This window comes from Lamprobacter sp., assembly GCF_034860625.1.
Taxonomy (GTDB): domain Bacteria; phylum Pseudomonadota; class Gammaproteobacteria; order Chromatiales; family Chromatiaceae; genus Lamprobacter.
Genome location: NZ_JAYESN010000006.1, coordinates 42,929 through 62,267, shown reverse-complemented (window position 1 = coordinate 62,267; position 19,339 = coordinate 42,929). Strand labels below are relative to the sequence as shown.

Below are 19,339 nucleotides of genomic sequence, written 5' to 3'. Positions count from 1 at the left end.
AAGCGCTTGATGCAGACCCTCTATTACGCACTGATCCTGTTCTTGCTGCTGACGCTGGTAGCGGGGCTATGGCGTATCCGTCGCGGGCCAACCGCGGCAGATCGCATGCTCGCGGCACAGCTGTTCGGCACCACTGCAACGGCGATCCTACTCTTGCTGTCCGAAGCCTCCGCACAACCAGCGCTGCGCGATTTGGCCTTGGTATTGGCGCTGCTGGCGGCCATCACGGTAACGGCCTTCACGCGTCGCTCGCGCATGGTGGCCGCTCGGATCGCCACCGAAACAGCCTCAGATGGGTTTGCGCAAGGTGCTTCGACCAGTGGATGCGAGGCCGGTGGATGCGCCGTCGCTGAAGTCGAGGCAGGGGAGCGCGATGCCAGGGTGGGCGCGAAGCCTGCGGGAGACGGGCATGCTGGATAGCCTGTCGGTCTTTTTCCTGCTGGTCGGCGCGGTTTTTTTCCTGGCCGGAACCCTGGGCCTGTTGCGCTTCCCGGATGTCTACACGCGGCTGCATGCCTTGACCAAGGCCGATAATCTGGGGCTAGGGCTGATGGTGATGGGGCTCATGCTGCAAGCCGAATCCCTGGCTGCAGCCGGCAAGCTGCTGTTTATCTGGCTGTTGTTGCTCGCGGCCTCGGCGACCGCCAGTCAACTGGTCGCAAGATGGGCGCAAGGCAAGGGGATTGAGCCATGGCGGGGTTGAGTCTGCTGCCACTGGCCATCGATTTGGTGCTGGCGCTGACGCTGCTATGGCTGGCCTGGCGCTCCCTCACCAGCCCAGAGCTGTTTCGCGCCGTGGTGCTGTTCATCGCCCTCGGGCTGGTGCTGGGGCTGGTTTGGGTCCGGCTAGATGCGATTGACATTGCGCTTGCCGAGATCGCCCTCGGCGCCGGGGTGACCGGTGCCTTGCTGCTGGCCGCCTTGGCGAAGCTCCAGGCTACCGATGCTGAGACCGCCGAAACGCTCAGGAGACAGGGTGCTTCGGACCCGAGCGGCAGGGGGAATAGCCAGAGTGCCCAGAGTGCGACAGTCGACGAAGCGCGCGATGTGGCGCCGATCGCCTGGCGGTTGCTGCTCGCACTGTTGCTGCTCCTGCCCTTGATCGGGCTCAGTATCCTGGTCTGGGAGCTCTGGGTCCCGGCGCCTGGGCTTGCCGATCTGGTTGACGCCCGGCTTGACGAATCTGGCGTCAGCTATGCAGTCACTGCCGTGCTGCTCAACTTTCGCGGCTACGACACCCTGTTTGAGCTGGCGGTCCTGCTGCTGGCGCTGATCGGGGTCTGGTCGTTATCGACCGCGCCGCACTTAGGGGCGGATGACTCAGACCCGGCCCTCGCGTCGCTCAGTCGCCTCCTGGCACCGCTGATGATCCTGGTTGCCGCCTATCTGGTCTGGGTTGGCGCCCATGCGCCCGGTGGGGCCTTTCAGGCTGGCTCCGTTCTCGGAGCTGCTGGCGTTCTGCTGCGTCTGAGCGGTTGGCGGGTGTCCACAAGCGCGACTGGCTGGCCATTGCGGTTGGTGTTGGTACTCGGCGTGGCGGTGTTTGCATTGATCGGACTTGCTGTGATGACTGTTGGTCAACCGCTGCTGGGCTATCCTCCAGAGTGGGCGAAGACCGCGATTCTCAGCATCGAGCTGGCGGCAACCCTCTCTATCGGCGCGATTCTGGCGGCCTTGTTCATCGGGGGGCGGCCATGAGCTCGGTGCTGGTGTTTGCGCTAACCGGGGTTGTGCTGATCCTGCTCGGACTCTATGCGCTCTTGGTCCAGCGGCATCTGCTGCGGAAGGTTTTGGCCTTTAACGTCATCAGTAGTGGCATTTTCTTGCTCTTGGCTGGGCTGGCTCGACGTACGCCAGGTGTCGAGCCGGACCCGGTGCCGCAGGCGATGGTGTTGACCGGGATCGTGGTGGCGGTGGCAGCGACTGCGCTCGCGTTGGCCATGATTCAGGCATTGCGCTCAGCAACCGGCCGTACCCGACTCGACGATAGCGGCGAGGACTAGCGCAATGCCGATGCTGTTAAGCGGCGCCGATTGGGCCGCCGCACTGGTGTTTGTGCCGCTGCTGGCGGCCTTGGTCAGCTTTCTCCTACCCCGTTCTGCAAACTGGCTAGGCTGCTTGGCCGCAGCCTTGATCCTGCTTGCAACCCTGGGCTTGGTGCAGAGTCTGCTCAGCGATGGGCCGCTACGGCTGGCGATTGGTGGCTGGGGGGCGCCACTGGGCATCGATCTCTGGGCCGATGGGCTGAGCGCGGCGCTGCTGTTGATGACCGCGCTCGTGGGGCTTGGTGTTAGCGTCTATGCCTTGGCGTACTTTGCCGAGCATCCAGAGCAGCGTCGCTGGTTCTGGCCGCTCTGGCTGCTGCTGTGGACCGCGTTGAACGGACTTTATCTGTCGGCGGATCTATTCAACCTCTACGTCATGCTCGAGGTGCTGGGGCTGTCGGCAGCGGCGCTGACCGCGCTCAGCGGCAGCGCGACAGCGCTCAATGCAGCCATGCGTTATCTGTTTGTGAGCCTGCTCGGCTCCGCGGCCTATCTGCTCGGGGTGACTTTGCTCTACCACGGCGAGGGAACCCTTGACATCGCCTTACTTGGTGAGCGCATCGAAGCCGGTACGCTCGTCTACAGCGCAGCCTTGGCGATGGCAACGGGTTTGTTGCTGAAAACGGCATTGTTTCCGTTTCACTTCTGGCTGCCACCTGCACATGGAAGCGCCCCGGCGCCGGTGAGTGCCTTGCTCTCGGCCTTGGTGATCAAGGCGTCGTTCTACTTGCTGTTGCGCTTGTGGCTTGAACTGTTCAGTGGGCTCGCTGGGCCAGTATCGCTGTTGTTGCCCGAGCTGCTGGGGCTGCTCGGCGTCGCGGCCGTGCTCTGGGGCTCGGTGCAGGCATTGCGCCAGCGCCAGTTGAAATGGCTGATTGCCTATTCGACGGTGGCACAGATTGGCTATCTGTTCCTGGCCTTTCCGCTCGCGGGTGACGCCATAGACAGGACCTCGGCCATGACCAAAGTCGCCTGGCAAGCCGCGCTGTACCTGGCCTTGGCGCACGGCCTCGCCAAGGCCGCCATGTTCCTCAGCACCGGCAGTCTGCTGCGCTTCGCTGGTCATGACCGCATCGCCGATCTTGATCGCGCGGTGCAGCGGCTGCCCTTGACCCTGACCGCCTTCGTGCTTGGCGGCATCAGTATCATGGGGCTGCCGCCGAGCGGCGGCTTCATCGGCAAGTGGCTGCTGCTCGAAGCCGCCTTCAGCCAAGGCCGCTGGGGACTGGCGCTAGTCGTGCTCTTGGGCGGCGTACTGGCGGCTGGTTATGTATTCAAAGTGGTCGGCTACGCCTTTACCCCGACCAAGATTGCTCAAGAAGGGGAGTCAGTACCGGCAGCGATGCAATGGAGCGCCTTGCTGCTCGCCTTTGGCGCCATCCTGCTCGGCTTTGCCGCGCCCTGGGTTTGGCCTTTGCTCGAGGTTGGCGCGCAATGATGCCAACCCTCGACGCCGCCCTGCCGCCCAATGCCTGGCTACCGCTGCTGGTGCTGGCCAGCTCGCTGATCCCTGGGCTGATCATCTTCTTCCTTGCTGAGCGCCACTATTGGACCCGCACGCTGCTCAATCTGAGCGGCTCCTTGCTCAAGCTGATGCTGGTCAGCGCGATGCTCTGGGGGGTGTTTCATCAACAACAGTACGCGGCCAGTCTACCCTTGCTACCGGGGTTGGATCTGGTGCTGCGGGTGCGGCCGCTGTCACTGCTGTTCTTGGCGCTTTCCGCTGGACTCTGGCTGCTGACGACGCTCTATGCGATTGGCTACCTGGAAGGCTCGCCGAATCGCAGCCGTTTTTTTGGCTTCTTCAGCCTTTGCGTTACTGCGACCGTTGGCGTGGCGATGGCCGGCAATCTGCTGACCTTCCTGCTCTTTTTCGAGCTGCTGACGCTGACCACCTATCCGCTGGTGGTGCATCGGGGCACGGAGGAGGCGCGCCGCGCGGGGCAGATCTATCTCGCTCATACTCTGATTGCTGGCGCGCTGTTGCTGGCAGGTACCGTCTGGCTGTACACACTCGCCGGCACCCTGACGTTCACCACCCGTGGCTTCGTCGCCGATCTGGTCGAGAGCCATCGTTGGTCGCTGATCGCCATCTTCGTGCTGCTGATCATCGGTGTTGGCGTCAAGGCAGCGCTGGTGCCTTTGCACAGCTGGCTGCCGCGGGCGATGGTGGCGCCAGCGCCGGTCAGCGCGCTCCTGCATGCGGTGGCGGTGGTGAAGGCGGGTGCCTTTGGCATCGTGCTGATCGTCTACGATGTCTTTGGCGTCGAAGTTGCGGCCGAACTGGGCGTGACCAAGCCGCTGGCGCTGGTGGCGGCGTTCACCATCCTCTACGGCTCGCTACGCGCGCTGTTTCAGGACAACCTCAAACGGCGGTTGGCTTTCTCAACCATTAGTCAAGTCTCCTATATCGTGCTCGGGGTTGCCATTGTTGGCCCCTTGGCAACGGTCGGTGGTCTGGTGCATCTGGTGCATCAGGGGGTGATGAAGATCACACTGTTTTTCTGCGCCGGCAACCTCGCTGAGACCCTGGGCATCCATCAGGTCAGCGAGATGAATGGCGTCGGCCGGCGCATGCCCTGGACCATGCTCGCCTTTAGCATCGGTGTGTTCGGCATGATCGGCCTGCCGCCGGTGGCCGGCTTCATCAGCAAGTGGTATCTGGGCCTCGGCGGGCTCGAGGCCGGTCTGCATTGGCCGCTGTTCGTGCTCGCCGGCAGCAGCCTGTTGAATGCGGCCTATTTCCTGCCGATCCTGCACCGGGCCTGGTTCTGCGAGCCGCCTGAAACCTGGCCGGATGAGCGGGATTTCGGTGGCAAAGAGACCGCTTGGCTGCTGCTGTTGCCGCCGCTGGTCACGGCCGCGCTATCGCTGATGATCGGCCTATTCGCGTCGATGCCCTTCACGCCTTTGGAATGGGCACGACTGATCGCCGAGCGCGAGTTCTATCAGCCATGAGTGTTGCCTCGCTGCTGGCGACCCTGGGGCAGTGGGCGCCCCTGCTGGTGCTGGTTACACCCTTGACCTTAGCCGGCCTGCTGGCGTTTCCGCGGCTGGCCAGCATCATGGGTGTGCTGGCACCCTGGGCGGTGCTGCCGGCCCTGCTCGCAGGCCTGAGTGCGCCGCAAACCGAGCTGTTTCTGCCGCAACTGCTGCTGGGCAGTAGCCTGATGATCGACCCCATCGGGCGTCCCTTTCTGGTGCTACTGGCGCTGTTGTGGCTGATCGCTGGCTGGCTCGCTGGCGACCGGCTGCGTCGCCGTGGTCGGGCATTGTTGTTCTTGTTGGCGATGAGTGGCAGCCTCGGGCTGATCGTTGCAGGCAATCTGGTGGTGTTCCTGCTCGCCTCGACAGTCAGCGGTTATGCACTCTATGGCCTCGCGGTCAGACAACCTGGCGCGCGTGCCTTCGTGGTGTTGCTGGTACTCAGCGATCTCTTGTTGTTCGAGCTGCTGTTGCTGCTAGTGAAGGGCGGTATTGGACTGAGCCTGGCGCCAGCGACCGCACCCAGTGCCGCGATTGGCGGGAGCCTGGTCTTGCTCCTGCTCACCTTGCTTGGCTTTGGCGCGAAGGCCGCGGTGTTTGGTCTGCACGCCTGGCTGCCACGCCTGCTCTCCGGCGCGGCGGTCGAGCTGAGTCCGATGTTGATCGGCTTCGTGCTGGCTGCTGGCCTGCTGCCCTGGCTGCGGCTGCTGGCGCCGGGGGCCCTGTCGGGTGCCGATGCAAGGCTGCTGCTGGCCTGGATCGCGCTGACGGGTCTGGGGCTTGCCGTGCTGCTAGGGCTGCTGCAAAGCGGGCGGCGGGCCTTGTTGGGTTATACGCTCTGCGGCCTCAGCGGATTCTGGCTGCTGCTGCTGACTATGGCCGGTGGCGAGCTGGGCAGGCTGATGCCCGCCGCCGAAGCCGAAGCGCGCGCGCTGGCCATGGCGCTGGCCTTGGGCCAAGCCGGGCTGGCGTTAGCGGCGCTGCTGGTGCAGGGCGCACGGCGCTGGTCGAAACACCTCTGGCTGGACTGGCTGCTGAACGGGTTTACACTACTCTTGCTGATCGATGCGCTACTCAGCATGACCGGGGTGTTGGCGTTCGAGACCGAAAACGGCTTCATGATCGCCGCTTGTGGGTTGTTTGGTGGACTGTTGGGGCGGTTGCTCTGGGCAGGGTCGCGCGGCACCGAGACCTTGCAGGCGATTGAACCCAGCCGGCCGGTCACGCTGAGCCTGATGGCAGCCGGTTGGGCCCTGCTGGTCGCTGCTGGGACGATGATCGCGCCGCTCAGCGAACCGCTGGCCGCAGCATGCTATGCCCCCGTCTCGGCGCCACGGGCTGCCGTGGCGCTGATCGTTGCCGCGACCTTTAGCGCCTTGCTCGCACCCTGGTTGGCGCGGCGCCCGCAAGTACCGCCCGGCGATCTGTTGATCGTCGTCGCGCATTGGCTGCTGCGGCGCTTTCGATAGCGTTCAATCGCGTTCAATCGATAGCGTTTGGAGACGAGTCCATTGGCCAAGATCACACTCAACCGACGCGGCTTCCTACAGCTCGCCGCGGTAACGGCAATCGCCGGGCCTCGCTGGGCTACGGCCTCTGAACGTCTGCCCTTGACTAAGCCGATCCCGGCGAGTGGCGAACCGCTACCGGTGATCGGCATGGGCACCTGGATCACCTTCAACGTGGGCGATGATCCCGCGGCGCTGGCGATCCGGACCGAGATCCTGCGCGCCTTCTTTGCCGCTGGTGGCGGCATGATCGATTCCTCGCCGATGTACGGATCAGCGGAAGCGGTGCTCGGGCGCGTGCTGCCGCGGCTAGATGATACCCAGGGCCTGTTCGCGGCAACCAAGGTCTGGACCAGCTCCGGCCCGGCGGGGCCGATCGAGATCGCCGAATCGAGCCGTCTCTGGGGTGTTGAGCGGTTCGACCTGCTGCAGATCCACAACCTGCTCGCCTGGCAGGCGCATCTCGAGACGCTGAAGCAGATGAAGGCCGAGGGGTCTGTGCGTTACATCGGCATCACCACCTCGCACGGCCGTCGCCATCGCGAGCTTGAGCAGATTATGCGTGATGAGCCCATCGACTTCGTCCAGCTCACCTATAACATCGTCGATCGGGAGGCCGAGCAACGCCTATTGCCTTTGGCGCAAGAGCGCAGGATCGCGGTGATTGCCAATCGACCCTTCCAGGGCAAGGCGCTCATCCACCGCGTTGAAGGTCATCCGCTGCCGGGCTGGGCCGCTGAGATTGGCTGCGAGCATTGGGCGCAGGCCTTGCTCAAATTCATCGTCGCCCATCCGGCGATCACCTGCGCGATCCCGGCCACGAGTCAGGTGGCACACATGCGTGAGAACATGGCCGCTGCCAGCGAGCCGTTGCCGGATAAGGCGCTGCGGCAGCGGATGGCACAGGACTTCGCGGCGCTCTGAAAGCGTAGGATCAATCTGGCCCAGGCAGACCCGATGGCTGAATGGTCGAGCTACGTACTGAGTGATTTTCTGCCGTTCTCGCTCGAGACCTATCAACGGCTGGGGGTGCTCTACAACGCGCGCTTCAGCGCTGTCATTGTGGTTGGCTTCGGAATCGGCGTACTCGCCGTGCTCCTGCTTTGGCGACCCAGGCCCAGGCGTCTGCGCTTGGTGCTCCTCGGTCTTGGCCTCTGCTGGCTCTGGATCAGCTGGGCTTACCAGCTGCAAACCCTGGCACCGCTGCTCTGGGCTGGCGAGTTGTTCGCGATCGCCTTCGCGCTGCAAAGCGGGCTCTTGCTCGCCACTGCCGTCTGTTCAGGGCCTGGCTGGAGCCCCGGCTTGTCTCCTGGCTTGAGCCCTGGCTTGGCGCCTCGCTTGCTGGCGCCTCGGTTGGCAGCACAGGGACTGGCCGATCGGTCTCCGCTAGGTTTCTGGCTTGGCTATGGGATGCTGGTGTTTGCCGTCCTGCTGCTACCGCTGATCGAGCTTGCCGCAGGGCGCCCTTGGCCGGGGCTCTCGCTCTTCGGCAGTGCCGCAACCCCGACCGCGATCGGAACATTGGGTCTTGTGGCAGTGCTCGCTCCGCGATGCTCGCTGCTGCTGATGCCCATCCCTCTGCTCTGGTGTCTGGTCGTGAGTCTGCTGCAGTTAGGGCTGGGTGACCCACTTTGGTCGCTGCCTGGCGTGGCGGTTCTTATTGGCCTGGCCGCGGCCTTGCTGAGCTGGCAGACTGACAGGGATCAACAACGATCGATCGACGAGATGCTGGATTAGGTATGGCGAGACAACACGACGATGTAGCGTTCCTCGATGTTCTGTATCGGGTCTGCGATGCACTTTGCGAGGGTGAGAGGCGGGAATTCACCCGCGACAACGGCATCACCCGTTTCACGCGTGGTCAGGACGATGCCATTCTCGTTGAGGGCGCCTTTGTCGCCGTCAGTTTGGAGGTGCCGAGCGTCAGAGTATCGCTGAGCGGCATCACTGACCCGGAAGGGAATCCGCTTGAGTTCGATAAGGACGCCATTGCAGGGCTGTCGGGACGGCTTATCAACCTCGATTATGAGCAGGTGAAGGACAAGGTTCTTCCGGGCTAGGCGCTGAAGTCAGGACGGGCTCGCACAGGCCTGGGAAGCAGCCGGCTGATGTCAGTCTCGCCAGTACTCAAGACACTGGCCGCCTTCCTCAATGCTGGGAGCAGCGGTACATTGGTGATTTGGACTCAAACGACAAGAGGCTCGCTGAAGCGAGCCTCTTGCGAGACTGATCGTCTTGGGAGTTTGGTGGGCGCGGCTGGGTTCGAACCAGCGACCCCTGCCGTGTGAAGGCAGTGCTCTCCCACTGAGCTACGCGCCCTAGAATGCGGGATAGACCGCGAAGCATAGCGGGCGCTTGGCTGGCGGTCAAATCGAACAGCAGGTCGTTTTGCGCAGGTCGGCACTGCGGAACTCGAAACCAGCGCCCCCTGCCGTGTGAAGGCAGTGCTCTCTGGGCTGCGGGCAGCGAGCCTCTGTTGAAAAGATCGGGGTCTCAAGCAGCAGACTTAATCAGCTCGCTGAGGATCTGGCGACTATAGCGAAATGGGACCGAGTAATGCCCCTCATCCGGCAGCTCGGTGAGCTGGGCGTTGGGGAGCTGCTCGGCGTACCAGCGCGCATGTTCGATGGGGACGGTGCCGTCGGCTTGGCCATGCCAGATGCGGATCGGTCGGTCGATCTGCTCTAAGGGAATTCCCCAATCGTGGGTGTAGAGGTACAGATCCCGGCGGGCGCCAGGGGCGCCGTTACGCATGGCATCGGCGATGGTGCGATTGAGGATGGCGGCGGTCTCGGCGTCGGCGAGCACGGCGCGGTCGGCGGCTGGGGCGGCGAGGCTGCGGGTATGCTCGACCAGGGATGGCCAATGCTCGAGCAGCATCGTGGTGGGGCCGCCAAAGATCAGGTCGCCGAGCCATTGCGCCTGTTGGCCGATGCGCAGATTCGCCCGCGCGGCCCAATGCATCTGCTCAAGCTGCTCGTCGCGATAGATCGGCCCGAGTGGGCAAACCAAGCCGCAGGCGGTTATGCGTCCTTGCAATCCTTGCGCCTCAGGCTGAGCGAGCCGCCAAGCGCAAGCCAGCACGTAGGGACCGCCGCCAGAGACGCCGATCAGCCCGAAACGCTCGAGGCCAAGCTGATCGGCGACGCAGAGCAGGTCATCGGGCCAGTCGCTGAGTAATTGTCCAGGGGCGGGGTCGCTGTCTCCATAGCCGGGCCGGTCGAGGCTGATGAGGCGCACGCCAAGCGCGCAGGCGACGGCATGCAGTAGCCAGGCTTCACGCCGCGAGCTCGGAAACCCATGCACATAGAACAGGGGGGTTCCCGCTGGGTCGCCGAACTGCGAGAAGGCAATGCGCCGTCCCGACGCCGCGATGGCCATCTCGAGCTGCTCGAGTGGCGGTGTGTCTGATCCAGTCACTGTGTCGATGATCCTGTGCGTTGCGGGCGAAGAGGGGCGTTTGCCAGAGCAGCTGTGGGTAGTCCTCCACTCGAGAGGAGCGTCCTCATCCGCCAGTCTCTGCATAGATGTGCGGGCTGCGCTTTGCCCATCCTACGGATTGGGGCGTTACCCAGCTGTGAATGTAGGCTTCGAGCCGATGAACCAAGGCATGCTGGCTCATTGGCAGGCTGGATTTCGCTCTGGGCTCAGCTCCATGATCTCGAGCCGATGGTTGCCGCAAGGATGTTCTTCCGATGGTCCCTGAGTCAGCAGCACCAAGCCATCATTGATGCCTTTGTCGGCGAGCCAGCTGCGCACATATTCGCTCCAATCCGGCAGATCGCTCTCGACATCGACGGCGAGCACACCATAGGAAAACTTGAGTGCTTGGCTGGTGCTCGGCGTTGGGCTGAGGGCCACCACCCAGCAGGGGAGTCGGAAGCGGGCGATGCTGCGGGCGGTGTTGCCGCTGCGGGTCGGGACCACGACCGCTTGCGGGGCGCTGCGCTCGACGGTGTGATAGACGCTGCGGGCGATCAGATCCACGGCGCGCAGTGGGCCGCCGTTGCCATAGGCGCCCAGGGCCTGCGCAAGCAGGCGGTTATCCCGCTCCGGCTCGATGGCGGCAGCGATGGCGGCGAGCATCTCGACCGATTCGACCGGAAAACGGCCCATGGCAGACTCGGCCGAGAGCATGACGCAGTCGGTGCCCCCGAGGATGGCGTTGGCGACATCGGTGGCCTCCGCGCGCGTTGGACGGCGCAGTGTGACCATCGACTCGAGCATCTGGGTGGCGGTGATCACTGGCTTGCCGCGCAGGTTGGCCTGCTCGGTGATGCGCCGCTGGGCGACGGCAATGGTCTCGATCGGGATCTCGACGCCGAGGTCGCCGCGGGCGACCATGATGCCGTCAGCGGCGTCGAGAATCTCATCCAGGTTATCCAGCGCCGAGGCGCGCTCGATCTTGGCAATGATGAAGGGGGCGTAGTCGAGGGTCTTGGCGGCCTTGCGTACCGCGTCGATGTCGGCGGCGTTCGCAACGAACGATTGGCTCACCGCATCGATCCGATACTCAGCAGCAAAGCGTAGCCACTGATGGTCATCCTCGGTGAAGGCGGAGATCCCGAGATCGATGCCGGGTAGATTCAGGCCCTTGCGTGAACGCAGCTCTCCACCCGCGCGCACATTGCAAACCACATCGGTCTCGGTGACCTCGACCACCTTGAGTAGGATGAAGCCGTCGTTCAGGAAGAGCCGATCGCCTGGCTTCACCGCCGCCGGCAGGCCGGGGAAGGTGATGCTGACACGATCGGCTTGGCCGATGCCAGGCTCGGTGGTGAGCGTGAAGGGTTGATCGCGCACCAGTTCGATCGGCTCCTGGTCGAGATCGCCGATGCGCATCTTGGGGCCGGGTAGGTCGCCCATGATCGCGACCCGGCGACCGACCTCGAGCGCGGCCGCGCGGATTGCGGTGATCAGCCCGGCGTGATAATCCGGGTTGCCATGCGAGAAATTGAGGCGGGCGACATCGAGACCCGCGCGGATCAGGGCACGCAGCACCTCGGGTTGGTCGGAGGCTGGGCCGATGGTTGCGACGATCTTGGTTTTTCGGTTAGGGATGAGCATGAGATGGAACTCGTGGTACAGCAGGCGGCGACGTGCCAGGGTGGATTGGAAACAGTCTAAAGCAAAGGCTTTGCCACTTTTTGACGGGATGCTGGATGCTCGTTCAGCTTGGTAGCTGATGGCTGATGGGTGGCCGCTGACCCGATCGCTGGTATCCTGAAGGCTCCGTTTCTGGTCTAATCCGCGCCCATGTTTCGACCCTTCTCGCTGTTCGTCGGCCTGCGCTACACCCGCGCGCGTCGGCGCAACCATTTCATCTCCTTCATCTCGCTGATCTCGATGCTCGGGATCATGCTCGGGATCGTGGCGCTCATCGTCGTGCTCTCGGTGATGAACGGGTTTCACAAGGAGATCCAGGTGCGCATTCTGGGCATGGCCTCGCATGCCACCCTGTCCGATCCGAGCGGGATCCGTGATTGGCAGGAGCTGGTCGATGAGCTGAGTCAGCATCCGCAGGTGATTGGCGCCGCACCCTTCGTCGAGATCCAGTCGATGCTGATGAACGCTGGCCGCACGCAAGCCGCCTTGCTGCGTGGCATCTTGCCGGCCGAGGAGGACGCGGTTTCAAATCTGCGACAAGACATGGTCTTGGGATCGGTCGATTCACTGGTCGCTGGCGGGTTCAAGATCATCCTCGGTCGCGAGCTGGCGGCCGTGTTGGGGGTCGGGGTAGGGGATAAGGTGACGGTCGTCACGCCTCAGCTGAATGCGACTCCCGTCGGCGTGATGCCGCGCTTGAAGGCCTTTACGGTGGTTGGTCTGTTCGAGGTCGGCATGTCCGATTACGACCGCGGGGCTGGCTTTATGCACATGGAGGATGCAGCACGCTTGCTGCGCTTGGGCGATGCCGCCGAGGGCGTGCGGCTGAAGCTGACCGATATGTGGGAGGCACCGATGATTGCGCGCGAGCTGCAATATTCGCTCGATGGACTGTATCGGGTCTCGGACTGGACGCAAGTGCATCGCAACTTCTTTGCCGCGTTGCGCACCGAGAAGCGAATGATGTCCATCATCCTGTTCCTGATCGTCGCCGTGGCCGCCTTCAATATCGTCTCGACCCTGGTCATGGTAGTGACCGATAAACGCGCTGATATCGCCGTGCTGCGCACATTGGGCGCCTCACCAGGCCGGATCATGGCGATCTTTATGGTGCAAGGCACCGCGATCGGCGTCTTCGGCACCTTACTCGGGATGGTTGGTGGGGTCTTGCTCGGCTGGAATGTCGAGTCGATCGTGGCCTTCATCGAGAGGCTGTTCGATGTCCATTTCCTCGACCCGAGCATCTATTACATCAGCGTGCTGCCATCGGATGTCCGCGCCGCGGATGTGATTCGGATCGGACTCGGTGCCTTTCTGATGAGCCTGGTGGCAACGCTCTACCCGGCTTGGCGAGCGGCACGGACAGACCCTGCCGAGGCTCTGCGCTATGAATGAACAGAGAGGAGTAGGCACTGCAGCGGCAGGCGCGGCGCAGGTGGGGGGCATTCGTCAGGCGACGGTCAGTCCGGTCTTAGAGGCGCGCGGCGTTAGCAAGCGTTTTCGCCAGGGGCCGATCGACGTCGAGGTGTTGCGAGGGATCGATTTGGTGGTGCCTGCCGGTTTGCGCATGGCCATTATCGGTGCCTCGGGCTCGGGCAAGAGCACCATGTTGCACTGTCTTGGTGGCCTTGAGCAGCCGAGTGCCGGCGAGGTGCTCTGGTCGGGTGAAGCGGTGATGCGACTCTCGGAGCGGGTGCGCGGCGAGCGTCGCAATCGCCAGCTCGGCTTTGTCTATCAGTTCCATCATCTGCTGCCGGAGTTCACCGCGCTTGAGAATGTCGCCATGCCGCTGTTGATCCGCGGTACTGAGCCGGCGGAGGCGCAAGCGCAGGCCGCAGCGATGCTCGGCCGCGTTGGGCTGAGCCATCGTGAGCTGCACAAGCCGTCTGAGCTCTCCGGCGGTGAGCGCCAGCGCGCGGCTATTGCCCGGGCACTCGTGACCCGACCCGCCTGCGTGCTCGCCGATGAGCCGACCGGGAATCTTGATCGGCATACCGCCGAGGGCGTCTATGATCTGATGCTTGAGCTCAATGCCGAGATCGGCACCAGCATCATCATCGTCACCCATGATCCCTCACTGGCGGCGCGCACCGATCAGGTCTGGCGTCTGGATGAAGGCCGACTGGTCGAGGCCGCATAACAGGCGCTTTGCAGCCAGGCCAAGGGCTGGACCTGTCGCCATTAGCCTGGGCTTTGCCCTGGGGGTCGGCAGCTATTTCCTGGCCGCTGAGCCACCACCTCATCTCGCGGTTGTGGTGCTGCTGGTGCTGGCGGCTGTTGGCCGGCTGCTGCATCGGATCGACTGGCCCTTGGTGGTGCTCGCCCTCGGCTTTTGCTGGTCGCATCTCTGGGCCTGCTCGCTGCTGTGTGCGCCCTTTCCAGACGCCCTTGCGCAGCAGGATCTGACCCTGATCGGTCGCATCGCTTCGCTACCCGATGCCACGACTGAGAGAACCCGGTTTCTGTTCGATGTCGAGCAGACGCTCGACGCCGGCACCCCGATCCCGTTCAAGGGGCGGGTGCGGTTGTCTTGGTATCAGCAGGCGCCGCCGCTTCTGGCCGGCGAGCGCTGGCAGTTCAAGGCTCGGCTCAAGCCTCCACATGGCTTCATCAATCCCGGTGGCTTCGACTATGAGCGCTGGCTGTTCCGGCAGCAGGTCAAGGCCACCGGTTATGTGCGCATGCAGGACAGACCACAACAGTTAGCAGCCGGTGCAGGGGGCTATTGGCTGAGCCGATGGCGTCAGCGGCTGCGCGAGCGCCTGTACCAAGCGCTGCCGAGTGGTGTCGGCGCGGCCTTGATCCCAGCCCTGGTGATCGGCGACCGCAGTGGACTCAACCCTTCGCAATGGACGGTCTTCTCGCGCACCGGAACCTCGCATCTGATCGCGATCTCGGGGCTCCATGTCGGGCTCGTCTCGGCAGCGATCTTCGTCCTCGCTCGGCGCCTCTGGGCGCGCGTTCCGGGCTTGGCGCTGCGTATCGCTGCGCCGCGCGCGGCGGCGCTGCCGGCCCTGCTTGCCGCCTTCGGCTATGCCGCCTTGGCTGGGTTTTCGGTGTCGACGCAGCGTGCCTTGGTGATGCTAGCGGTGGTGTTGGTCGCGATCATGGCTGGTCGCACCCTGCGCCCTTCAAGCGCCGTGGCGGTGGCGCTGGCCGCGGTGCTGCTGATCGATCCGGCAGCGGTGCTGGACTATGGCTTCTGGCTCTCGTTTGGCGCCGTTGGTGTGCTGCTCTACGCGCTCGGCTGGAGGCTCGGACCACCCGGCTGGATCGCACGCTGGGGTGCCGCTCAATGGGCGGTGGCGCTGGGCCTGTTACCGCTCCTGATCGCGTTCTTTGGTCGTGCCTCATTGATTGCGCCGCTGGTCAATCTGGTCGCGGTGCCCCTGTTCGGGCTATGCCTGCCGGTGATCCTCATCGCCAGCCTGGCGTTCTTGGCCACGGGTTGGGCATCCCCGCTGGTCGCTGTCAGTGGGCTACTGAGCCAGGGCTATAGCCTGCTCGTGAGCGCTGCCTCTCTGCCTTGGGCCAGCGTGACGCTGGGCGGGCGGCCAGACTGGGTTTGGCTGATCGCTGGACTCGGCGCCTTGCTGTTGCTGGCACCTCGCGGCCTGCCAGGGCGCTGGCTGGGGCTGATCTTGCTGTTGCCGCTTTGGCTGTTGCGTCCAGCTGCTCCCGCGCCAGGAACGCTTCAGGTGGCGCTGCTGGACGTTGGACAAGGGCTCGCGGCGGTGATCCGAACCCATCGACATACGCTGGTCTATGATACCGGGCCGGGCTTTCGCAGCGGTTTCAACACCGGCGAGGCGGTGGTTGCGCCCTACCTGCGACATCTCGGTATTCGCCGGATCGATCTGCTGATGATCTCGCACGCGGATCAGGATCACGCCGGCGGGGTGCGGGGGCTACTGGATTCGGTGAGGGCTCAACGCATCCTGAGCGGCGAGCCTGATCAGCTCGAGAAGCTGCTTCAAGCTTCCGATGCGGCGGCGCCGGCGGATCGCGCCGGAACCCGATCGACTGGACGAGATCCTGATGCCAAGGCTGGGGCTGAGCCGGTGCGCGTCGAGACCTGTCTCGCTGGGCAACGCTGGCACTGGGATGCCGTCGACTTCGAGATCCTGCATCCGACGGAGCCGATTGAGTCCGGCAACAATAGCTCCTGCGTGCTCCGCATTGCGCTTGGCAAGACCGCGCTGCTCTGGCCTGGCGATGCCGAGGCCGCGGTTGAGCGAAGCCTGCTGCAGCGCAAGGGCGATGCATTGCGCTCAGAGATCCTGGTCGCGGCGCACCATGGTAGTGCAAGCTCGACCACTCAGCCTTTCCTCGATGCCGTTTCGCCGCAGTGGGTGCTGTTCTCGATGGGCTGGAAGAATCGCTTCGGCTTTCCCTCGCCGCCCGTGCGTGCGCGTGTGGCCGCGTCGGGTGCCGCAAGTCTGGACACCGCCAGCGCGGGTGCCATTGAGCTGTCGCTTGACCCCAGTGGTGAGCTCCGCATGGCGCGGCCCTATCGAGAGCGTGCGGATCGGCTCTGGCGCCATCGCCCTGCGCCTGCCATGCCTGATATGTCCGCTGGGCCCTAGCCCATCTGGCCGTCTCCAAGCCCGCTGGAATATCCCCAAGAGCCACTGCCGACTCGGCCTGATGCGTTTGCAGTGCGTTATGATGGCCACCCGATGTTGTTGGCTCACTTGCGTCCCGAGGTAACCCCCTAGTGCTCGATCTGATGAAGGCTGGTGGCTGGCTGATGGTGCCAATCTTGCTGTGCTCGGTTGCCGCGATGGCCATTGTGATCGAGCGCTTCTGGGCCTTAGGCCGCAAGCGGATCATGCCGGATGGACTGGTGATGCAGATCTGGGAGCTAGAGCGTACCAATCAGCTTGACGATCAGCGGATTGAACAGATTCGACAGGGCTCGGCGTTAGGACGGATGCTCGCCGCAGGACTGGTGAACCGGTTTCACCGGCGCGAGATCATGAAGGAGGCCATTCAGGATACAGGCCGGTACGTCGTCTCCGGGATGGATCGCTACCTCAGCGCGCTCGGGACCATTGCTGCCGTGACCCCGCTGCTTGGACTGCTAGGGACTGTGATCGGCATGATCGATGTGTTTGCGGTGATCATGGACGCGGGGGTCGGCGATCCGGGTGTGCTCGCGGGCGGTATCTCACAGGCGCTGATCACCACCGCCGCCGGTCTCTCGATCGCCATTCCGTCACTGATGTTCCATCGCTATTTTGTCAGTCGGGTCGATAAGCTGGTGGTCGGCATGGAAGAGCAGGCACTGCGGCTGATCGAGGTGATGCAGGGCGATCGTGAGGCCACAGATGGAGAGACGCCTTGAATCTGCGTCCGCATCGACCCGAAACGCCCGAGATCAATCTGACCCCCTTGATCGACGTCGTCTTCCTGCTGCTGATCTTCTTCATGGTCACCACCAGCTTCCGTGACGAGGGTCGGGTACGCCTGCAGCTGCCTGAGGCCGATGCCGAGGCCGTCGTGCCAGAAGAGATCGAGCTGGTCGAGGTGATGATCGATCGGGCCGGGCGTTTTTATGTCAATGCACAAAGGGTCAACGGAACTGATCTGGAGACACTCAAGCAGGCACTGGTCGGCGCGGTTGGCGCCGAGCGCGGGGTTCCTGTCCTGATCAAGGCCGATGCCAAGGCAGAGCATCAGGCGGTGATGCGGGTACTGGATGCCGCCGGTCAGCTCGGCCTGAGCCAGGTTGCCTTCGCGGCCAGCCAGACTCAAGCCATGCGCTCGGTGCCGAGCCTAGTGCCAGGGCTAGCGCCGCAGCAGGGGCTCGACCAAGCAGGCGGCCAGACTGGACAGCAGACAGGGGACCAGGGACGGGTGCACCAGCCGAGTTCAGCGCTGGAGGCCGACCAATGAGTTCGCCGGGGGAGGCCTCCGCCCGCGAGATCTATCGGCGCTTACTCGACTATGTGCGCCCGTATTGGAAGATGTTCGCGATCTCGATCGCTGGCATGCTGGTGTTTGGGCTCACCGAGCCGCTGTTCGCGGCGATGATCAAGCCCCTGTTGGATGGCAGCTTTGTCGATCGCGATCCCGACGTGGTGCGGCTGATGCCCATCCTGCTGATAGGCATCTTTTTAGTGCGTGGTATTGCTGGCTTTGTGAATACCTACTGTCTGAAATGGGTCGGGCGGCGGGTGGTGGCCGATCTGCGCCAGCAGATGTTCGAGCATCTGCTGCGCTCACCCGCGCGTTATTACGACCAGCAGGGTTCCGGCCAGCTTGTTGCCAAGTTCACGTTCAATGTCGAGAACGTTGCAACGGCCTCGACCACGGCACTGACGACGCTGGTTCGCGATGGCTTCACGGCCCTAGCGCTGATCCTCTACATGCTCTACATCGATGCCGCGCTCTCGGCGATCTTCCTGCTGGTGGCGCCGGCGATGGTACTGGCGATCCAATACGCGACCAAGCGCTTTCGCCGTTACGGCAGGCGGGTGCAAGAGCGCATGGGCTTGCTCTCGCAGGCGGCACAAGAGGTGATCGATGCGCACCGGGTGGTCAAGGCGTTCGGTGGAGAGGCGTTCGAGTCCCGGCGCTTCGCCGCGGTGAACGAGAAGACCCGCTCGCTGCAGATGAAGATTGTCGCCACCGACTCGATCAGCGTACCGTTGGTGCAGCTGATCGCGGCGATCGCGATCAGCATCATTGTCTATCTATCGACGCTGCAAGGCTTGCGGGAGGACATCACCGTGGGCACCTTCATGTCGTTCATCGTCGCCATGGGGCTCCTGCTGCCGCCAGTGAAACGGCTGACCTCGGTGAATTCGCATCTGCAGCGCGGCATTGTTGCTGCCGAGAGCCTGTTCGAGCTGATCGACAGCGAGATCGAGAGCGACAGCGGTCAGCGGGTGATGGTGTGTGCCGAGGGTCGGGTGGAATATCGCGGCGTCACCCATGTCTATGATCCGGAGAAGGGCGCCGTGCTTGAGGATCTGAATCTGATCATCGAGCCCGGGCGAAGCATCGCGCTGGTTGGTCGCTCAGGCAGTGGTAAGTCGACCATTGCGAGCCTGTTACCTCGTTTCTACGATCCAACCGAAGGCCAGATCCTGATCGATGCTGTGGATATTCGCGACCTGACCCTGGCCAGCCTGCGCGCGCAGATCTCGCTGGTGACTCAGGATGTGGTGCTGTTCAACGATACCCTGGCCAACAATATTGCCTATGGACTCAAGGGCGGTGCGAGCCGGTCCGAGCTGGAGCGTGTTGCCGAGGCCGCCCACGCGGCCGACTTCATCAACGCCTTGCCGAAGGGCCTGGATACCTTGGTCGGGGATCGCGGTATCCTGCTTTCGGGCGGACAGCGCCAACGCGTCGCGATTGCCCGTGCGATGCTCAAGGATGCCCCGATCCTGGTGCTCGATGAGGCCACATCGGCACTGGATACCGAGGCCGAGCGTCATATCCAGGCTGCGCTGGCGGCACTGATGGAGCATCGCACCACGCTGGTGATCGCGCATCGGCTGTCGACCATCGAGCACGTCGACGAAATCCTGGTCCTGGACGCAGGCCGCATCGTCGAGCGCGGCACGCATGCCGAGTTGATCGCCCGCGGCGGCTACTATGCCCGTCTGCATCGGATGCAGTTCGCGGACGCTGGGATCGAGCCGGCCTTGTAGCGTGCGCGCCCGAGCGAAAGGGCCTGAGCCC

The 19,339-nt window shown here is 63.7% G+C and carries 18 protein-coding genes and 1 tRNA gene; 16 read left to right on the top strand and 3 right to left on the bottom strand.

What is annotated here, in order from left to right; all coding sequences use genetic code 11:
* Positions 1-9 precede the first annotated feature (9 nt).
* From VBE63_RS02895 to VBE63_RS02850, 10 genes are read left to right on the top strand one after another with little or no spacing between them, the layout of a single operon-like run.
* The gene (locus VBE63_RS02895; RefSeq protein WP_323681491.1) at positions 10-420 is read left to right on the top strand and encodes a monovalent cation/H+ antiporter complex subunit F; all 411 of its coding nucleotides are present in this window, start codon (positions 10-12) and stop codon (positions 418-420) included.
* Positions 410-703, top strand: a complete 294-nt coding sequence (gene mnhG / locus VBE63_RS02890) for a monovalent cation/H(+) antiporter subunit G (RefSeq protein WP_323681490.1) — start codon at positions 410-412, stop codon at positions 701-703. The genes VBE63_RS02895 and mnhG overlap by 11 nt, the downstream gene beginning before the upstream one ends.
* Positions 691-1,698: a hydrogenase subunit MbhD domain-containing protein gene (locus VBE63_RS02885; protein WP_323681489.1), complete on the top strand. Its 1,008-nt coding sequence runs from the start codon at positions 691-693 to the stop codon at positions 1,696-1,698. Before mnhG ends, VBE63_RS02885 begins: the two co-directional genes overlap by 13 nt.
* Positions 1,695-2,003: an NADH-quinone oxidoreductase subunit K gene (locus tag VBE63_RS02880; RefSeq protein WP_323681488.1), complete on the top strand. Its 309-nt coding sequence runs from the start codon at positions 1,695-1,697 to the stop codon at positions 2,001-2,003. The genes VBE63_RS02885 and VBE63_RS02880 overlap by 4 nt, the downstream gene beginning before the upstream one ends.
* Before the next feature lie 4 nt (positions 2,004-2,007).
* The gene (locus VBE63_RS02875) at positions 2,008-3,483 is read left to right on the top strand and encodes a complex I subunit 5 family protein (RefSeq protein ID WP_323681487.1); all 1,476 of its coding nucleotides are present in this window, start codon (positions 2,008-2,010) and stop codon (positions 3,481-3,483) included.
* Complete coding sequence (locus VBE63_RS02870; protein ID WP_323681486.1) at positions 3,480-5,003, top strand: complex I subunit 5 family protein; 1,524 nt, start codon at positions 3,480-3,482, stop codon at positions 5,001-5,003. Before VBE63_RS02875 ends, VBE63_RS02870 begins: the two co-directional genes overlap by 4 nt.
* Complete coding sequence (locus tag VBE63_RS02865) at positions 5,000-6,499, top strand: proton-conducting transporter membrane subunit (RefSeq protein WP_323681485.1); 1,500 nt, start codon at positions 5,000-5,002, stop codon at positions 6,497-6,499. Before VBE63_RS02870 ends, VBE63_RS02865 begins: the two co-directional genes overlap by 4 nt.
* Positions 6,500-6,541: 42 nt before the next feature.
* Positions 6,542-7,462 (top strand): aldo/keto reductase, encoded by a 921-nt coding sequence (locus VBE63_RS02860; protein ID WP_323681484.1) that lies wholly within the window; start codon positions 6,542-6,544, stop codon positions 7,460-7,462.
* 33 nt (positions 7,463-7,495) lie between these two features.
* Positions 7,496-8,275: a DUF6064 family protein gene (locus VBE63_RS02855; RefSeq protein ID WP_323681483.1), complete on the top strand. Its 780-nt coding sequence runs from the start codon at positions 7,496-7,498 to the stop codon at positions 8,273-8,275.
* 2 nt (positions 8,276-8,277) lie between these two features.
* On the top strand, positions 8,278-8,598 hold the full coding sequence (locus VBE63_RS02850; RefSeq protein ID WP_323681482.1) for a hypothetical protein: 321 nt from the start codon (positions 8,278-8,280) through the stop codon (positions 8,596-8,598).
* A gap of 184 nt (positions 8,599-8,782) precedes the next feature.
* On the opposite strand, the gene VBE63_RS02845 is transcribed toward VBE63_RS02850, so the two are convergent.
* The 3 genes from VBE63_RS02845 to pyk all read right to left on the bottom strand — a co-directional run bounded on the left by VBE63_RS02845 (position 8,783) and on the right by pyk (position 11,605).
* A tRNA-Val gene (locus VBE63_RS02845) sits at positions 8,783-8,857 on the bottom strand.
* Between the two features lie 174 nt (positions 8,858-9,031).
* A complete protein-coding gene (locus VBE63_RS02840; protein WP_323681481.1) occupies positions 9,032-9,958 on the bottom strand; it encodes an alpha/beta hydrolase in 927 nt (308 codons plus the stop codon).
* 198 nt (positions 9,959-10,156) lie between these two features.
* Positions 10,157-11,605, bottom strand: coding sequence for a pyruvate kinase (gene pyk, locus VBE63_RS02835; RefSeq protein ID WP_323681480.1), 1,449 nt, complete (start codon positions 11,603-11,605; stop codon positions 10,157-10,159).
* A gap of 189 nt (positions 11,606-11,794) precedes the next feature.
* On the opposite strand from pyk, the gene VBE63_RS02830 reads away from it, so the two are divergent.
* The 6 genes from VBE63_RS02830 (at position 11,795) to msbA (ending at position 19,308) form a co-directional block, all read left to right on the top strand.
* The gene (locus VBE63_RS02830; RefSeq protein ID WP_323681479.1) at positions 11,795-13,039 is read left to right on the top strand and encodes a lipoprotein-releasing ABC transporter permease subunit; all 1,245 of its coding nucleotides are present in this window, start codon (positions 11,795-11,797) and stop codon (positions 13,037-13,039) included.
* Entirely contained in the window at positions 13,032-13,784 is a 753-nt protein-coding gene (locus VBE63_RS02825) for an ABC transporter ATP-binding protein (protein WP_323681478.1), read from the top strand. Before VBE63_RS02830 ends, VBE63_RS02825 begins: the two co-directional genes overlap by 8 nt.
* The gene (locus tag VBE63_RS02820) at positions 13,756-16,230 is read left to right on the top strand and encodes a DNA internalization-related competence protein ComEC/Rec2 (protein ID WP_323681477.1); all 2,475 of its coding nucleotides are present in this window, start codon (positions 13,756-13,758) and stop codon (positions 16,228-16,230) included. The genes VBE63_RS02825 and VBE63_RS02820 overlap by 29 nt, the downstream gene beginning before the upstream one ends.
* 131 nt (positions 16,231-16,361) lie before the next feature.
* The gene (locus VBE63_RS02815; protein ID WP_323681476.1) at positions 16,362-16,991 is read left to right on the top strand and encodes a MotA/TolQ/ExbB proton channel family protein; all 630 of its coding nucleotides are present in this window, start codon (positions 16,362-16,364) and stop codon (positions 16,989-16,991) included.
* A complete protein-coding gene (locus VBE63_RS02810; RefSeq protein WP_323681475.1) occupies positions 16,988-17,542 on the top strand; it encodes a biopolymer transporter ExbD in 555 nt (184 codons plus the stop codon). Before VBE63_RS02815 ends, VBE63_RS02810 begins: the two co-directional genes overlap by 4 nt.
* Positions 17,539-19,308, top strand: a complete 1,770-nt coding sequence (msbA, locus tag VBE63_RS02805) for a lipid A export permease/ATP-binding protein MsbA (RefSeq protein WP_323681474.1) — start codon at positions 17,539-17,541, stop codon at positions 19,306-19,308. The genes VBE63_RS02810 and msbA overlap by 4 nt, the downstream gene beginning before the upstream one ends.
* Positions 19,309-19,339: the final 31 nt, after the last annotated feature.

Bases quoted from the DNA above. Each gene is read 5' to 3' on its own strand.
- VBE63_RS02870 (WP_323681486.1), top strand. From the start codon at position 3,480: ATGATGCCAACCCTCGACGCCGCCCTGCCGCCCAATGCCTGGCTACCG.
- VBE63_RS02875 (WP_323681487.1), top strand. From the start codon at position 2,008: ATGCCGATGCTGTTAAGCGGCGCCGATTGGGCCGCCGCACTGGTGTTT.
- VBE63_RS02880 (WP_323681488.1), top strand. From the start codon at position 1,695: ATGAGCTCGGTGCTGGTGTTTGCGCTAACCGGGGTTGTGCTGATCCTG.
- VBE63_RS02825 (WP_323681478.1), top strand. From the start codon at position 13,032: ATGAATGAACAGAGAGGAGTAGGCACTGCAGCGGCAGGCGCGGCGCAG.
- msbA (WP_323681474.1), top strand. From the start codon at position 17,539: ATGAGTTCGCCGGGGGAGGCCTCCGCCCGCGAGATCTATCGGCGCTTA.
- mnhG (WP_323681490.1), top strand. From the start codon at position 410: ATGCTGGATAGCCTGTCGGTCTTTTTCCTGCTGGTCGGCGCGGTTTTT.
- VBE63_RS02865 (WP_323681485.1), top strand. From the start codon at position 5,000: ATGAGTGTTGCCTCGCTGCTGGCGACCCTGGGGCAGTGGGCGCCCCTG.
- VBE63_RS02820 (WP_323681477.1), top strand. From the start codon at position 13,756: ATGAAGGCCGACTGGTCGAGGCCGCATAACAGGCGCTTTGCAGCCAGG.
- VBE63_RS02885 (WP_323681489.1), top strand. From the start codon at position 691: ATGGCGGGGTTGAGTCTGCTGCCACTGGCCATCGATTTGGTGCTGGCG.
- VBE63_RS02830 (WP_323681479.1), top strand. From the start codon at position 11,795: ATGTTTCGACCCTTCTCGCTGTTCGTCGGCCTGCGCTACACCCGCGCG.
- VBE63_RS02855 (WP_323681483.1), top strand. From the start codon at position 7,496: ATGGCTGAATGGTCGAGCTACGTACTGAGTGATTTTCTGCCGTTCTCG.
- VBE63_RS02850 (WP_323681482.1), top strand. From the start codon at position 8,278: ATGGCGAGACAACACGACGATGTAGCGTTCCTCGATGTTCTGTATCGG.
- VBE63_RS02895 (WP_323681491.1), top strand. From the start codon at position 10: ATGCAGACCCTCTATTACGCACTGATCCTGTTCTTGCTGCTGACGCTG.
- pyk (WP_323681480.1), bottom strand. From the start codon at position 11,605: ATGCTCATCCCTAACCGAAAAACCAAGATCGTCGCAACCATCGGCCCA.